This window comes from Pseudomonas sp. ACN8 (assembly GCF_002303925.1).
Taxonomy (GTDB): Bacteria; Pseudomonadota; Gammaproteobacteria; order Pseudomonadales; family Pseudomonadaceae; genus Aquipseudomonas.
In genome coordinates, this window is the sequence record NZ_MRCS01000028.1 from 47,368 (window position 1) to 61,685 (window position 14,318).

Sequence of the window (14,318 nt, forward strand, 5' to 3'; positions counted from 1 at the left end):
TGGCAGTCACCACTAAAGTGACTGACAGATTGCAATCGTCGGTACGCCGCCCGGAGCAAGTTCGCTCCCACAGTTTTTTGTGATCACTCGTCGCTTTCGGGCGCCACCATCCGGGTCTTCGGCGAACCATTGGCGTTGTGCTGAAAAATGTCCTGCGGTTGACCTTTTTCATTAAAGAACACCTGCCCGATCCCCGCCGAGTTCCATAGCCGTTCACCGGCTTCGGCGTGTTCGGGCACGTGGGGCACGATGCGCATGCGTCGACGCTTGGTCAGCCAGTTCAGCGGTGAACGTGGCGAGTACAGCCAGCGGTTGAGGCGGTCGAACCACTCGAGCAGAGTGGCGGGAAATTCATTCTTGATGCCGCTGCTGGTGATCTGCCAGATGCGCGGCCCGGCCTTGCGGTGGCGGATCAGCACTTCGTAGACGAAGGAATAGTGCACATCGCCCGACAGCACCACGTAGTTACCCGGCGTGCGCGAGTGGCGGAAAATATTCAGGATCACCTGCGCCGCACCGCGATGGGCCATCCAGTTTTCCGCGTCCACCAGCAGTGGATAACCGCACCAGCTGAATACCCGCTGCACGGTTTCAATCAGCTTGACGCCGAAGATCGGCGCGGGCGAAACGATGATCGCACTCGGGTGGTCCAGCAGTTCCTGTTGCAGTTCGCTCAGGGCTTCCCAGTCGAGCAAACCGGAAGGCTGCTTGAGGTTCATCTCGCTGCGCCAGCGCCGGGTGCGGGTGTCGATCACCACGATGGCCGGAGTGGTCGGCAGCACGTAATGCCAGTGCTGAAACTTCAGCAGATCACCGATCAAATCATCCTGAACGGTGCGGTCGAGGTGACGCTGGTGTGTGCTGACGCTCAACGCACCGGCCTTTTCCAGCAGGGCGGCGAACGCATCCGGATGGTTGCCCCAGCCCTGGCACAACATGTAGGCCAGCAGCGCGTTGCCGATGATGCGCCGGGAGAACGGATGGCCGTAGGCCGTTTCTTCCCACTGCGCGCTAAGGTTCCAGTCATCGGTGATGTCGTGGTCGTCGAAAATCATCAGCGTCGGCAGATGCGCCAGTGCCCGCGCGACGTTGCCAAGGCCTGCCTTGAAGGCATCGATGCGCGTCTGTTCAAGGGCGTAGCGCTTGAGCCGTTCCGGCGTCAGCGACGGTGCCTGGGGCGCGATCAGGGTCCAGGGCACTGGCGACCAGACCAGCAAGTACATGGCCATGACTTCGGCGAAGGTCACCAGGTGGTTGTCGGCACTGCTGCTGGTGAAAATCGGCTTGCGCGCGCCACCGAAAAACCGCTCGCGCAGGGTTTCATTGCTTTGCAATGCCGGCAGCAGATCGGCACGGTGGTAGTAACTGGCCGGATGCTCGTAGAGCCTGGCGCTGTCGCTGACTACGGCGCCTTCGAGGTGTTCCCCGAACAGACCCAGGCGCTCGATCAAGGCGTGAATCGCCCGCAGCATCGGCCCCGCGACATCGTCGGCGTAGACCTGATCGCCCGTCATCATCAGCAGTGCCGGGCGGTCTTTTGCCGCGTGTTCCTGCGCCAGCAACCGGTCGACGCACAGCAAGCCGTCTGTCGCCGGGTGATGAGGCTTGCGGCAAGAGCCGTGCAGCAACTGGTCGACCCGTGCGCGCAGGACGAAGTTCGGGCAACGGGCATCGCCGTACAGCAGGTGCGGCGCCCAGTCGGCGATGCCTTCTTCCGTGCCATCGATCAGCAGGTCATAGTCGATCGACTCGTCCCAGGGCAGGGCGCAATCGAGGTGTACATCGATCAAGTGCACAAAGGCATGGGCCCCCACTGCAATCACCGTGCATTGCCCGGCATCCAGGCGGATATCGCCGATGCCCTGCAGGCGCAAGGTCAGCGCCAGCGCCCGGGAACCCACCAGCCACAGCGCCAGCCGCGTGGGCTCCAGACGCCGCAACAGCGGACCCGCCAGGACCGGCGGCAGGGCATGATCATCAGGCAGTGGCAGCGTTTCGGACATCCGGCTTCAAGACTCTTGGGGCGTGGAAGCGGGCGATGATAGCGCAGGTGGCGACGGGACCGGCTAGACGATCCCGTTTCTGCCTGTCACCAAATGAAAAGCCATTGTCGTCTGATGAGAAGCGTCCCGACAGGCCTCGTCCTACAGTCCAATCAGCGCAATTCGATGCAACACGCCCACATTGCAGATTGGAGAATAAGAAAAATGGCCAAAGCCGTACGCTTTTACGAAACCGGTGGTCCCGAAGTTCTACGTTATGAGGACGTCGAAGTCGGCGAACCCGGTCCCGGCCAGGTTCGGCTTCGTCATGTGGCAGTCGGCCTGAACTATGCCGACACCTATTTCCGCAACGGCACCTACCCGATTCCGATGCCCAACGGCATGGGCGTCGAGGCCTCTGGCGTCGTCCAGGCCGTTGGTGAAGGGGTCACCAACGTCGAGGTCGGTGATCGTGTCACCTACACCGGTTTCCTCAACACCCTCGGTGCCTACAGCACCGAGCGCCTGATCCCGGCCGCGCCGCTGATCAAACTGCCGGAAACCATCAGCTTCGAGACCGCTGCCGCGATGACCATGCGCGGTTTGACGTCTTCGTACCTGATGCGCCGCATCTACGACTTCAAACCGGGCGACAGCATCCTGTTGCATGCCGCCGCCGGCGGTGTCGGTCTGATCGTTTCGCAGTGGGCCAAGTTGCTGGGCCTGAACGTGATCGGCACGGTGTCGACCGAGCAAAAGGCGGAAATCGCCCGGGCTCACGGTTGCGACCATACGATCAACTACAGCCATGAAGACGTCGCCGCTCGCGTTCGCGAATTGACCGACGGTGTGGGCGTCAACGTGGTGTTCGACAGCGTTGGCAAGAACACCTTCATGGGTTCGCTGGATTCGTTGAAACCTCGTGGCCTGATGGTCTGCGTGGGTACCGCGTCCGGCCCGATCCCGGCGTTCGACCCGGTGATGCTGGCGATGAAAGGCTCGCTGTTCCTCACCCGTCCGGCCCTGGCCAACTACATCAGCGACCCAGCTGAAAAAGCCGAGCTGGCCGGTGAGTTGTTCGACCACGTCGGCAGCGGCCGGATCAAGATCGAGATCAACCAGCACTACGCCTTGCAGGACGCGGTGCAGGCCCATCGCGACCTTGAATCGCGCAAGACTACCGGCTCATCGATTTTCGTCGTTTAAGGAGCGGCCAGCCATGAAAGTCGAACAATTGACCTGCACCATCGGCGCCGAACTGATCGGCGTCAACCTGGCCGACGCGGTACATGACGACGGTCTGTTTGCCGAAATCCGCGCCCAGTTGCTCAAGCATCGCGTGGTGTTCCTGCGTGACCAGGACATCACCCGCGCCGAACACGTGGCCTTCGCCCGGCGCTTCGGCGAGCTGGAGGATCACCCGGTGGCCGGCAGCGATCCGGAGCATCCGGGTCTGGTGCAAATCTACAAGCGTCCGGACCAGCCGGCGGACCGCTACGAAAACTCCTGGCACAGCGACGCCACCTGGCGCGAAGCCCCGCCGATGGGCTGCGTACTGCGTTGCCTGGAGTGCCCGCCGGTGGGCGGCGACACCATGTGGGCCAACATGGTCGAGGCATACGCGCGCTTGCCCGAAGATGTGAAGGTGAAGATCGCCGACCTGCGCGCCCGTCACAGCATCGAAGCCAGCTTCGGTGCGGCCATGCCGATCGAAAAACGCCTGGCGCTCAGGGAGAGATTTCCGGATGCCGAGCACCCGGTGGTGCGCACACATCCGGAAACCGGCGAGAAGGTGCTGTTCGTCAACGCCTTCGCCACGCACTTCAGCAACTACCACACCCCGGCGCGGGTGCGGTTCGGCCAGGACGCCAACCCCGGCGCGAGCGAGCTGCTGCGTTACCTGATCAGCCAGGCGTACATCCCCGAGTATCAAGTGCGCTGGCGCTGGAAGCCCAACAGCATCGCTATCTGGGACAACCGCAGTACCCAGCACTACGCCGTCATGGATTACCCGCCGTGCCATCGCAAGATGGACCGTGCCGGGATCATCGGCGACAAGACGTTCTGATCGAACGCCACCTGCAATCGCACTCGCGGCATTCGTATTCGTAAAAATGTCTGCCCGGCACGACCCCGGGTGGACGGAACAATCATAAGAACTGGAGCAGCCATGCAATTCTTCGACGATTCCCTGCACCCCGAAAACATGGAAAAGGTAGTCATCACCGTGGCCCCGTACGGCCCGGAGTGGATGCCGGAAGACTTCCCGGAAGACATCCCGCTGACCATGGACGAGCAAGTCCAGAAAGCGGTCGAATGCTATGAAGCCGGCGCCACCGTGCTGCACCTGCATGTGCGCGAACTGGACGGCAAGGGCTCCAAGCGCCTGTCGAAGTTCAACGAGCTGATCGCCGGTGTGCGTGAAGCCGTGCCAGACATGATCATCCAGGTCGGCGGCTCGATTTCCTTCGCTCCGGAAAGCGATGGCGAAGCGGCCAAGTGGCTGTCCGACGACACCCGCCACATGCTGGCCGAGCTGACGCCGAAACCGGATCAGGTCACCGTGGCAATCAACACCACGCAAATGAACATCATGGAGCTGTTGTATCCGGAATACCTGGAAGGCACCTCCCTGGCCAACCCGTTGTACCAGGCTGCCTACAGCGAAATGACCGTACCGGCAGGCCCGGCCTGGGTTGCGGAGCACCTCAAGCGCCTGATGGACAACGGCATCCAGCCACACTTCCAGCTGACCGGCATGCACGCCATGGAAAGCCTGGAGCGCCTGGTGCGCAAGGGCATCTACAAAGGTCCGCTTAACCTGACCTGGATCGGCATCGGCGGCGGTTTCGATGGCCCGAACCCGTTCAACTTCTTCAACTTCATCCACCGCGCGCCGGACGGTTGCACCCTGACCTCCGAATCGCTGCTCAAGAACGTCATGCCGTTCAACACCATGTCGATGGCCATGGGCATGCACCCGCGTGTGGGCAACGAAGACACTATCATTGATCACAAGGGCGATCGTTTCGGCTCGGTTGCCCAGATCCAGCAAACCGTGCGCATTGCCCACGAACTGGGCCGTGAAATCGCCACCGGCAAGGAAGCCCGTGAGATCTACCGCATCGGCGTGCAGTACGAAACCATCGAAGAAACCCTGTTGGCCAACGGCATGGCCCCCAACCGCAAGGCTGGGCAGAAAGGTACTCCGCAACGCGGCTGACCGAGGGTCGGGACGAGAGGCCGTGACCTCTCGTCCGCCCGACCGTTACACGCTTGATAACAAAAATAAAACAAAGCTCTTGAGGAGGCTGCATGGCCTTTCACCCAATAGCCGCTGACGATGACGACTCCTGCGGAGTCGGCGTTGCGCGCCAATATGCCTGGATCGTCTTTGCCTTGACGTTCGGCCTGTTGATTTCCGATTACATGTCGCGTCAGGTGCTGAACGCGGTATTCCCGCTGCTCAAGACTGAGTGGGCGTTGAGTGACGGACAGCTCGGTCTGCTCAGCGGCATCGTTGCCCTGATGGTCGGCCTGCTGACGTTTCCCCTGTCGTTGATGGCCGACCGTTTCGGCCGGGTCAAGAGCCTGGCGCTGATGGCGTTCCTGTGGAGCGTCGCAACCCTGGGTTGCGCGCTGGCCCAGGACTACCAGCAAATGTTCATCGCACGGTTCATGGTCGGCGTCGGCGAAGCCGCCTACGGCAGCGTGGGCATCGCGGTGGTGATTTCGGTGTTCCCCAAACACATGCGGGCCACCCTGGCCAGTGCCTTCATGGCCGGCGGGATGTTCGGTTCGGTGTTGGGCATGGCTTTGGGCGGTGCGATTGCCGCCAAGCTGGGCTGGCGCTGGTCGTTCGCCGGCATGTCGCTGTTTGGCCTGTTTCTGGCGGTGCTTTACCCGCTGATCGTCAAGGAAGCGCGCATTGCGCCACAACGTGCCGCGCAGATTGCGAACAAGACGGCTGCCGCGGTCAAGCGTCCGCTGCGCACGCTGTGGTCCAGCCGTTCGGTGGTGTCGACCTACATCGCCAGCGGTTTGCAGTTGTTCGTCGGCGGTACGGTGATGGTGTGGATTCCCAGCTACCTCAACCGCTACTACGACATGCCCACCGACAAGGCCGGTGGCATGGCGGCGATCATCGTGTTGTGCAGCGGCGCGGGGATGATCCTGTGCGGCATGCTCAGCGACCGCCTGTGTCGCAACTCGCCGGAGCGCAAGGTCAGCCTGGCCATTGGTTTTTGCCTGGGCAGTTGCCTGCTGCTGTCGGCGGCCTTTGCCTTGCACGCAGGGCCGGTGCAACTGGCGCTGATCTGCCTGGGCATGGCGATTGCCACCGGCACCACCGGCCCCGCCGGCGCGATGGTTGCCAACCTGACCCATTACTCCGTCCACGGTACGGCGTTCGCCACGCTGACCCTGGCCAATAACCTGCTGGGGCTGGCACCCGGGCCGTTCCTGACTGGCCGTGTGTCCGACCTCATCGGCCTGCATGCCGCTTTCCAATTAGTGCCGCTGGTCAGCCTCGCGGCGGCAGCGGTGTTCTTCTATGCCAAGTGTCATTACCACAAAGATATCGCCCGGCTTGAGGGTCAGAGCGTGCCTGAGCCCGTCAGTGCCGCCGGGATAGAGGTGAAGTTGTGAGTCGTCGTTTACGTATTGATGTGTTTTTCGATTTTATCTGCCCCTGGTGCCTGATCGGCAAGCGCCAACTGGAGCATGCGCAGGTGCAGTTTCGCAGTCGCCATCCGGACGTGCAGATCACCACGGTGTGGCATGGCGTGCAGTTGCTGCCGCAGATACCGGTAGAAGGTGAACCTTTCGCCGATTTCTATCGCAAGCGCCTGGGCAATGCCGACGCGATGACCATGCGCCAGACCCAGGTACAACAGGCTGCCAGTGCAGTCGGACTGGCCATCGACCTCAGCCGTATCGAGACGATGCCCAACACCGCGGACGCCCATCGCTTGTTCGAGCGTGCCAGCGCACTGGGCAACGCCAGTCAGCGTGAAATGTTGCTTGAACGGCTGTTCGCCGCTTATTTCTTCAGGCGCGAAAACCTCGCTTGCCGTGAGACCTTGCTCGCCATTGCCCGCTCCTGCGGCATCGCCCCGGACGGGGTGCTCGATTGCCTGACGGGCGATGCCACGCCGTTTGAAGGATCCCCCGGCGCGACCAGTGGCGTGCCGAGCTTCAAGTTCGACAACCGCATGACGGTGATCGGCGCACAACCAGCCCAGGCGCTGCTCGGGGCCATGAACGAAGCCCTCAAGGAAAGTGATCGCGAGCGGCAGCCAGCATGACCCGGCGCATTCCCGTGCCGGCCGGCAAGCACCCGCCGGCCGGCGGCCGGGCGCTGTTCGAGTTCGAAGACAAAAGCCTGGCGCTGTTCAACGTCGACGGGCAGCTGTTTGCCATTGACGACAGCTGCCCGCACCAGGGTTCCTCGTTATGCGCAGGGCGTCTTGAGGGGCGGGTGATTCAATGCCTCGCCCATGGTTTGCGCTTCGATTTGCACAGCGGCTACCTGCTCAATTCCAGGCAGGTCAAAGTCACCAACTACCCGGTCGAGATCATCGACGGCCAGGCGTTTATCGTCATCGTTACCGAGGAGTCCGCGCCATGAGCGCCATTGCTCTTACCCGTATCCACAGTCGCACGCGCGAACTGGCACCGGGGTTTATCGTCAGTCTGATTGTCGCGGCCGCCGCGTCGTTCCTGTCCGAGCACTACGGTGCGCCGGTCATGCTGTTTGCCTTGTTGCTGGGCATGGCCCTGAATTTTCTTGCCGATGACGGTCCCTGCAAGGCCGGCATCGAGTTCACCGCCCGCACCGTGCTGCGCATTGGCGTGGCGTTGCTGGGCATGCGCATCACCCTGGAGCAAATGGCCGCGCTGGGCTGGAAGCCTATAGCGCTGGTGGTGATCCTGGTGGTGGTGACCATCAGCGTGTCGGTGATCGCCGCCAAGGCCTTGGGCTTCCAGCGCCTGTTCGGCATGCTCACCGGCGGCGCGACGGCCATCTGCGGCGCCTCGGCGGCCCTGGCCCTGGCAGCGGCGCTGCCGAACCATCCGCAGAAAGAACGCGCCACACTGTTCACGGTCATTGGCGTGTCGGCGCTGTCGACGTTGGCGATGATCGTCTACCCGATGATCGCCAACTGGCTGGAGTTGTCGCCGCAGGTGGCGGGCGTGTTTCTCGGCGCCACGATCCACGACGTGGCCCAGGTGGTCGGCGCCGGCTACAGCATGTCGACCGAGACCGGTGACACCGCCACTGTGGTCAAGCTGATGCGTGTGGCGATGCTGCTGCCGGTGATCGTCACCGCCGCGATGATCACCCGCATGCAAGGCGCCGACCCGACCGGCAAGCGCCCGCCGCTGTTGCCGTGGTTCGCCGTCGGCTTTCTGATTCTGGCCTGTATCAACAGCACTGGCTGGATAGCGCCTGCGGTGCAAGGATCGGTCAACGAACTGTCGCGCTGGTGCCTGGTGATTTCCATCAGTGCCCTGGGCATGAAGACCCGGCTCAGGGAGCTGGCGGCGGTCGGGATCAAGCCGATTCTGCTGATGGTCGGGGAGACGGTGTTCCTGGTGGTGCTGGTGCTGTTGTTGCTGCGCTGGGGGCTCTGAACATCGGCCAGGATTAAAACCTGAAGGAGCGAGCCTGCTCGCGAAAAATCCAAGAGCACCGCGGGGCATCTGTTTATACGCGTAATCGTTCACGACCATCGCGAGCAGGCTCGCTCCTACAAGGATTGCAGTTCCAATCTCGTGCTTTCGGCGACTGTGCCAGCAGTCGCCGTTTTTTTTTGCCGGGCTGTCAGGACGACTTCGTCCCAGCCTGTTTCTGCGCCCGCCACGTCGCCGGCGGCATGCCGAACTGGCTGATGAACCAACGGGTAAACGAACTCGCCATGGAGTAGCCCAGCATGTCGGCAATTCGACTCAACGAGTAATTGGGGTTGTCCAGGTAACGCAGCACCAGGTCGCGGCGCACGTCGTTGATCACGTCGTTGAAGGCGCAGTTGTCGTCCTTGAGGCGGCGTTGCAGGGTGCGTACGTTCATGCCCTGGCTCTGCGCCACCTGTTCGATGGTGGCGCGCCCCATGGGCAGCAGCAGGTAGATGGCCTTGCGCACCTCGAACAGCATCGAGGTGCCTTCGTGGTTCTGCAGCGAGTCGAGGTAGCTCTGGGCGTAGCGGGCCATGGCCGGGTCGGCATTGGGGTTGGTCATGTCCAGGCTGATGTCGGGGCAGACGATGCCGTTGAACTCGCTGCCGAACTCCAGGTTGCAGCCGAACAGGCGGCGGTGCAGGTGCAGGTTGTCCGGTGGCTGGTGCATGAAGTTGACGCTGTAGGGATGCCAGTGTGAGCCCAGCAGGGCCGAGCACAGCCGGAACATCACGCCGATGGCCAGCTCCGTGGCCTGGCGGCTGGGCATCGGCGATTCGGTGACGACCTCTTCGCGGATAATCACCATCTTGCCGGCCTCCTCAATGAAGATGGCCAGCGAGTCATTCATCAGGTGCCGGTAATCCACCACGACCTGCAAGGCATCGCGCAGGGTGCGCTGGTGGCTGAGCAGCAGGCTGACCACGCCGAAGTCCGAGAGCTGGCGCGACTCGGCCATGCTCAGGCCGAAGGTCTGGCAGCCGCTGGCGGTGGCCGAGTCTTCCAGCAAGCGGACGGCGGCATCGATCTGGATACGGTGTTCAGGGGCTTGCAGTTGGGCCCTGCTCAGGCCGACAGCGGCCAGCACGTCGCGCGGGTTGAAACCCAGGTATTGGGTGACCTCCAGGTAGTTGGTCAAGACAGCGGCGCGAACAAGCTTGGTCATGCAAAAGTCTTCCCTGGGCCGATGGCGGTTGGCGTGAGCGTGGCGACTATATCCAGCGTATCAACAGTTGAACAGTTGTCATGTCGTTGATGGATTTCATGCTGTCCGGTCACTCATCTTCTACGCTGCATGGAACCACCGGCGCTCATCCGTTGATTACAGTGACCTTGCGCCAACCTGCGGGGTTTTTAGACCGGTGGTCGCACTGTCCAAGTGTCCGACAATTTGTCATCAAAAGAAAAGTGCCTGACGTCCAATGTAAAGCGCTTCGGGTGGGCGCTCTTTAATGTCGACACTACAAAAAGCCCCTGGCGAAAACAGCCAGTCGAGTTATCGAGAAAGCGAAGGTGTTGACCGTGGACAAACTGCAAACTGCCGCCACCATTCTGATCGTTCCGGGTCTGCGCGAGCACGTGGCCGAACATTGGCAAACACTGCTTGCCGCCAGGCTGAGCAACGTGCGCAGTGTGGCGCCGCTTACAACCGACAAACTCGATTGCATGGCCCGTGTGCGGGCGATTCAACACGAACTCGAACAAATCGACGGCCCCGTGATTCTCGTGGCCCACAGCGCCGGCGTGCTGATGGTCGCGCACTGGGCGGCGCACTACAGCCGTCCGATCAAGGGCGCTTTGCTGGCCGCGCCACCGGATCTCGATGCGGTCTGGCCGTCAAACTATCCATCGTCCGAAACCCTGCGTAGCCAGGGCTGGAATCCTCTGCCACAAAGCCCGCTGCCATTTCGCAGCATCGTGGCCGGCAGCACCAACGATCACCTGGCCAGTCTTGCCGCGGTCACCCGCATGGCGCAAGGCTGGGGCGCCGAATTGCTCAATCTGGGCGATGTCGGCCATCTCAATCCGGCCGCAGGATTTGGCCACTGGCAGCAAGCAGAAGCACTCATCCTGGAGCTGGATCGCTAGTACAAGGAGCTGGACTGGCAGTACGCCAACCGGCATTTGCCCTCATTCCTTAAACGCAAACCCGAAGAGGTTTGTGCGAGGGCGGCTGCGCTTAAAACAAAGACAAAAAGGCGGAGACAACGCAATGCACAACAATAAGAGTCACGGCTTCACCGCTCCACGCTGCACCTTGCTGGCCTCGGCCATTCTCGCGGCAAGCGTACCGGCGGCCCATGCGGTCGAGATCGAGACGGGGAACCCGGACTGGAACGTACGCGTGGATAACACCATCAAGTACAACTACGGCGTGCGCACCGAAAGTGCCGACAAGCGCATGTTGGGAACGCCGAACAACAACGACGGCGACTACAACTTCCGCAAGGCCGGTACCAACATCACCAACCGTATCGACCTGTTGACCGAAATGGACGTGGTCTACAAGAACGCCATGGGTTTTCGCGTCAGCGCCGCCAGCTGGTACGACAAGGCCTATGACAACACTGGCTCCAATTCCAACCCGTTCGTCAACGGCAACGATGCGCGTTCGGGCCTGATCGCCAACGACCCGCGCCTTGCCGGGGTCAACCGTGACAACGTCGGCAACGGCAGCCCGCACCTGAGCAACTATGCCCAGCGCTACTACAGCGGTCCTTCGGGCGAAATCCTCGATGCCTTCGTGTTCTACAGCACCGAAGTGGGCGAGGAGTCGATGTTCAGCGCCAAGGCCGGTCAGCACAACGTGTTCTGGGGCGAGACCATTCTCAATCCGGTGCACTCGGTCAGCTATGGCCAGTCCGGCCTCGACCTGGCCAAGCTCGCCGCGTCGCCGGGTACCGAAGCCAAGGAACTGTTCGTTCCGCGTAACCAGCTGTCGATGTCGTTCACCATCAATCCCGAGCTGACCGTGGGTGCCCAGTATTTCCTGAATTGGGATGCCGCGCGTCTTCCGGAAGCGGGCACCTATTACGGTGGTTCCGACCTGGTCGGCTTCGGCGCGCAATCGTTCCTGTTGGGCAACACCAACGGCGTGGTACCGGGCAGTCCGCTGGGTTGTGGCCTGGCGCCGTGCAACGCCTTGACCAATGTGCGTCGTGGCAAGGACCTGACGCCGCATGACAGCGGCGACTGGGGCGTCATGGCCAAATGGTCGCCGGCCTGGCTGGATGGCACCCTCGGCGTTTACTACCGCGAAACCTCGGAAATCCTGCCGCAAGCCTGGCTGGACGCCCGGGGCATCAGCTCGGCCAACCCGAACGGCACCCGTCCGGCGGGGCAGGTGCCTGCGGTGATCAACACCCTCAATTCGCTGAACACCGCCACCTATCAACTGGCCTATGCCGACAACATCAAGATCCTCGGCCTGAGCCTGTCCAAGGACGTGGGCGGGATCAGTGTCGGTTCGGACCTGAACATCCGTCACAACATGCCGCTGGCCAGTATCCCGGCGATCGTCAGTACCCGCAGCCCGCTGGGCCTGGGTCAAGGGCTTGGCCTGCTGCCTGCACGTACGGACGCTACCGGTGTGGTCTATGACACCCCGAGCCGTGGCGACAGCATGAGCGCCACCGGCGATACCCTGCACTGGACGCTCAACGGTCTGATGACCCTGCCTAAAACACCGGTGTTCGACCAGGCAACCGTGCTTGCCGAGCTGTACTACAGCAACCTGCTCAAGCTCGATAGCGAGAACGAAGCGCTCTACAAAGGCAAGAGCAGCTATCGCGGTATCGACGCGCCGACCCGTGACAACTGGGGCTTGGCAGTCAACTTCACACCGACCTGGTACCAGGTATTCCCGGGTGTGGATCTCAACGCGCCGATGTCCGTCAACGTCGGTCTCGACGGTGTGTCGCCGGTCTCCGGTGGCGGTGCCAAGGACACCGGCAACTATGCCGTGGGCGTGGGCGCCATTGTGTACAACAAATACTTTGTCGACCTGAAGTACGTGGACTCTTTCGGTGAAACCGAGAAGTGCAACAACAGCGGTGTGAGTACCGGTTCCAAGGCCGGTGACGGCTCCACCCCGAACGCCTTTAGCGGCAACGAAAACTACGCCTGTTATGCCGGCGGCTACTCGTCCTTCTCCGGAGGTGGTGCCACGACTGAGGACCGTGGCGCCGTGTACCTGACGATGAAAACTACATTCTGATTCACCACTGATTTGCTCAATGCAAGCAGGAGAATAACAAGATGAAATTCGTAAAAACCGTGTTGGCCGCGTCCTTGGCCATGGTCTTCGCCGCTCAGGCACAGGCTGCCGTTTCAACTCAGGAAGCTGCCAAACTGGGCACCAGCCTGACCATGGTAGGGGCTGAAAAAGCCGGGAACGCTGATGGTTCCATTCCTGCCTACAACGGTGGCTTGACCACGCCGCCGGCCAGCTTCAAGGCCGGCGACAGCATGCGCCCGGACCCGTTTGCCAGTGAAAAACCGATACTGGTGATCGACGGCAAGAACGTCGATCAGTACAAGGGCATGCTCACGGCGACCACGGTAGAACTGGCCAAGCGTTTCCCGACCTTCCGTGTCGACGTGTTCCCGACGCACCGCACCGTGTCGCTGCCCCAGGCGATTCTGGATAACGGCGTGAAGAACGCCAGCGGCGCCAAGTCCCTGGAAGGTGGCCTGGCCATCGACAACGTGCTGCCGGGCATTCCATTCCCGATTCCGCAGTCGGGCAACGAAGCGATGTGGAACTTCCTGTTGCGCTACCAAGGCGTCAGCATCAGCTCCAAGTACGACTCCTGGAACGTCGACTCCGCCGGTGTGCCAAGCCTGGCAACCACCGGGCAAGCGAACATCTCCTACCCGATCTACGAAAACCTCTCGCAGCCGATCAGCAGCGCCGACGTGTACTACCAGATGAAGCTGGCGTACACCGGCCCTGCGCGCCGCGCCGGTGAGGCAATCATGCTCAAGGACGCCGCCAACCCGTTGCAGCAACCGCGTCGCGCCTGGCAGTACTTGCCGGGGCAGCGTCGGGTCAAGCTGGCTCCGAGCCTGGCCTACGACACGCCCAACCCGGGTACCGCTGGCGCGGGCACCTACGATGACGTGTTCGTGTTCAACGGTGCGCTGGATCGCTACGACTGGAAGCTTACGGGCAAGCAGGAAATGATCGTGCCGTACAACACCTACAAGCTGACCTACGTGCAGGATCCGAAGTCGCTGACCACCGCCAATCACCTGTCACCGGACTTCGTGCGTTGGGAAAAACACCGCGTCTGGGTCGTCGAAGGCAACCTCAAGTCCGGTGCTCGTCACATCTACGCCAAGCGCCGCTTCTACCTCGACGAAGACAGCTGGACCGCTTTGGCCTCGGATCAATATGACGCCCGTGGTCAGCTCTATCGCGGTTCCTTCGCCTTCCTGAGCCAGAGCTACGACAAGCAGGTTCCGGACTCCACGCCGTTCATGATCTACGACCTGGTCGGCGGTTCCTACAACATCAACGGTGTAGTCGGCCCTTACGGCGGCATCAAGTACATCGAGCCGCTCTCCAAGGCCCAGTGGTCTTCGGAATCCCTGGCCGGCGCCGGTATTCGCTAAGCCAACCGCACGATCCCCTGTAGGAGCGAGCCTGCTCGCGAT

General features: G+C 61.9%; 12 protein-coding genes. 10 read left to right on the forward strand and 2 right to left on the reverse strand.

Annotated features, from left to right (window positions below; translation table 11 throughout):
• Positions 1-83 precede the first annotated feature (83 nt).
• Positions 84-2,003 (reverse strand): alkaline phosphatase D family protein, encoded by a 1,920-nt coding sequence (locus tag BSF44_RS16985; protein WP_095944489.1) that lies wholly within the window; start codon positions 2,001-2,003, stop codon positions 84-86.
• A 204-nt stretch (positions 2,004-2,207) separates the two neighbouring features.
• On the opposite strand from BSF44_RS16985, the gene BSF44_RS16990 reads away from it, so the two are divergent.
• From BSF44_RS16990 to BSF44_RS17020, 7 genes are all read left to right on the forward strand, one after another.
• The gene (locus BSF44_RS16990) at positions 2,208-3,188 is read left to right on the forward strand and encodes a quinone oxidoreductase (RefSeq protein WP_095944490.1); all 981 of its coding nucleotides are present in this window, start codon (positions 2,208-2,210) and stop codon (positions 3,186-3,188) included.
• 13 nt (positions 3,189-3,201) lie between these two features.
• Positions 3,202-4,050, forward strand: a complete 849-nt coding sequence (locus BSF44_RS16995; protein WP_095944491.1) for a TauD/TfdA family dioxygenase — start codon at positions 3,202-3,204, stop codon at positions 4,048-4,050.
• A 102-nt stretch (positions 4,051-4,152) separates the two neighbouring features.
• Positions 4,153-5,205, forward strand: a complete 1,053-nt coding sequence (locus BSF44_RS17000; protein ID WP_095944492.1) for a 3-keto-5-aminohexanoate cleavage protein — start codon at positions 4,153-4,155, stop codon at positions 5,203-5,205.
• 92 nt (positions 5,206-5,297) lie between these two features.
• Positions 5,298-6,629 carry an MFS transporter gene (locus tag BSF44_RS17005; RefSeq protein WP_095944493.1) on the forward strand — a complete coding sequence of 444 codons (1,332 nt, stop codon included), beginning with the start codon at positions 5,298-5,300 and terminating at the stop codon, positions 6,627-6,629.
• The gene (locus tag BSF44_RS17010) at positions 6,626-7,288 is read left to right on the forward strand and encodes a DsbA family oxidoreductase (protein WP_095944494.1); all 663 of its coding nucleotides are present in this window, start codon (positions 6,626-6,628) and stop codon (positions 7,286-7,288) included. The genes BSF44_RS17005 and BSF44_RS17010 overlap by 4 nt, the downstream gene beginning before the upstream one ends.
• Positions 7,285-7,611 carry a Rieske 2Fe-2S domain-containing protein gene (locus BSF44_RS17015; protein ID WP_095944495.1) on the forward strand — a complete coding sequence of 109 codons (327 nt, stop codon included), beginning with the start codon at positions 7,285-7,287 and terminating at the stop codon, positions 7,609-7,611. Before BSF44_RS17010 ends, BSF44_RS17015 begins: the two co-directional genes overlap by 4 nt.
• Entirely contained in the window at positions 7,608-8,618 is a 1,011-nt protein-coding gene (locus BSF44_RS17020; protein WP_095944496.1) for a YeiH family protein, read from the forward strand. The genes BSF44_RS17015 and BSF44_RS17020 overlap by 4 nt, the downstream gene beginning before the upstream one ends.
• A gap of 190 nt (positions 8,619-8,808) precedes the next feature.
• On the opposite strand, the gene BSF44_RS17025 is transcribed toward BSF44_RS17020, so the two are convergent.
• The gene (locus tag BSF44_RS17025) at positions 8,809-9,825 is read right to left on the reverse strand and encodes an AraC family transcriptional regulator (protein ID WP_095944497.1); all 1,017 of its coding nucleotides are present in this window, start codon (positions 9,823-9,825) and stop codon (positions 8,809-8,811) included.
• A gap of 356 nt (positions 9,826-10,181) precedes the next feature.
• On the opposite strand from BSF44_RS17025, the gene BSF44_RS17030 reads away from it, so the two are divergent.
• The 3 genes from BSF44_RS17030 (at position 10,182) to BSF44_RS17040 (ending at position 14,276) form a co-directional block, all read left to right on the forward strand.
• A complete protein-coding gene (locus BSF44_RS17030; RefSeq protein ID WP_095944523.1) occupies positions 10,182-10,748 on the forward strand; it encodes an alpha/beta hydrolase in 567 nt (188 codons plus the stop codon).
• 124 nt (positions 10,749-10,872) lie between these two features.
• The gene (locus tag BSF44_RS17035) at positions 10,873-12,876 is read left to right on the forward strand and encodes a DUF1302 domain-containing protein (RefSeq protein WP_095944498.1); all 2,004 of its coding nucleotides are present in this window, start codon (positions 10,873-10,875) and stop codon (positions 12,874-12,876) included.
• Positions 12,877-12,917: 41 nt separating this feature from the next.
• Positions 12,918-14,276, forward strand: a complete 1,359-nt coding sequence (locus tag BSF44_RS17040) for a DUF1329 domain-containing protein (protein ID WP_095944499.1) — start codon at positions 12,918-12,920, stop codon at positions 14,274-14,276.
• The last annotated feature ends 42 nt before the right edge of the window (positions 14,277-14,318 follow it).

Excerpts from the sequence above, each read along its gene's own strand:
- BSF44_RS16985 (WP_095944489.1), bottom strand. The coding sequence starts at position 2,003 with ATGTCCGAAACGCTGCCACTGCCTGATGATCATGCCCTGCCGCCGGTC.
- BSF44_RS16990 (WP_095944490.1), top strand. The coding sequence starts at position 2,208 with ATGGCCAAAGCCGTACGCTTTTACGAAACCGGTGGTCCCGAAGTTCTA.
- BSF44_RS16995 (WP_095944491.1), top strand. The coding sequence starts at position 3,202 with ATGAAAGTCGAACAATTGACCTGCACCATCGGCGCCGAACTGATCGGC.
- BSF44_RS17000 (WP_095944492.1), top strand. The coding sequence starts at position 4,153 with ATGCAATTCTTCGACGATTCCCTGCACCCCGAAAACATGGAAAAGGTA.
- BSF44_RS17005 (WP_095944493.1), top strand. The coding sequence starts at position 5,298 with ATGGCCTTTCACCCAATAGCCGCTGACGATGACGACTCCTGCGGAGTC.
- BSF44_RS17015 (WP_095944495.1), top strand. The coding sequence starts at position 7,285 with ATGACCCGGCGCATTCCCGTGCCGGCCGGCAAGCACCCGCCGGCCGGC.
- BSF44_RS17020 (WP_095944496.1), top strand. The coding sequence starts at position 7,608 with ATGAGCGCCATTGCTCTTACCCGTATCCACAGTCGCACGCGCGAACTG.
- BSF44_RS17025 (WP_095944497.1), bottom strand. The coding sequence starts at position 9,825 with ATGACCAAGCTTGTTCGCGCCGCTGTCTTGACCAACTACCTGGAGGTC.
- BSF44_RS17035 (WP_095944498.1), top strand. The coding sequence starts at position 10,873 with ATGCACAACAATAAGAGTCACGGCTTCACCGCTCCACGCTGCACCTTG.
- BSF44_RS17040 (WP_095944499.1), top strand. The coding sequence starts at position 12,918 with ATGAAATTCGTAAAAACCGTGTTGGCCGCGTCCTTGGCCATGGTCTTC.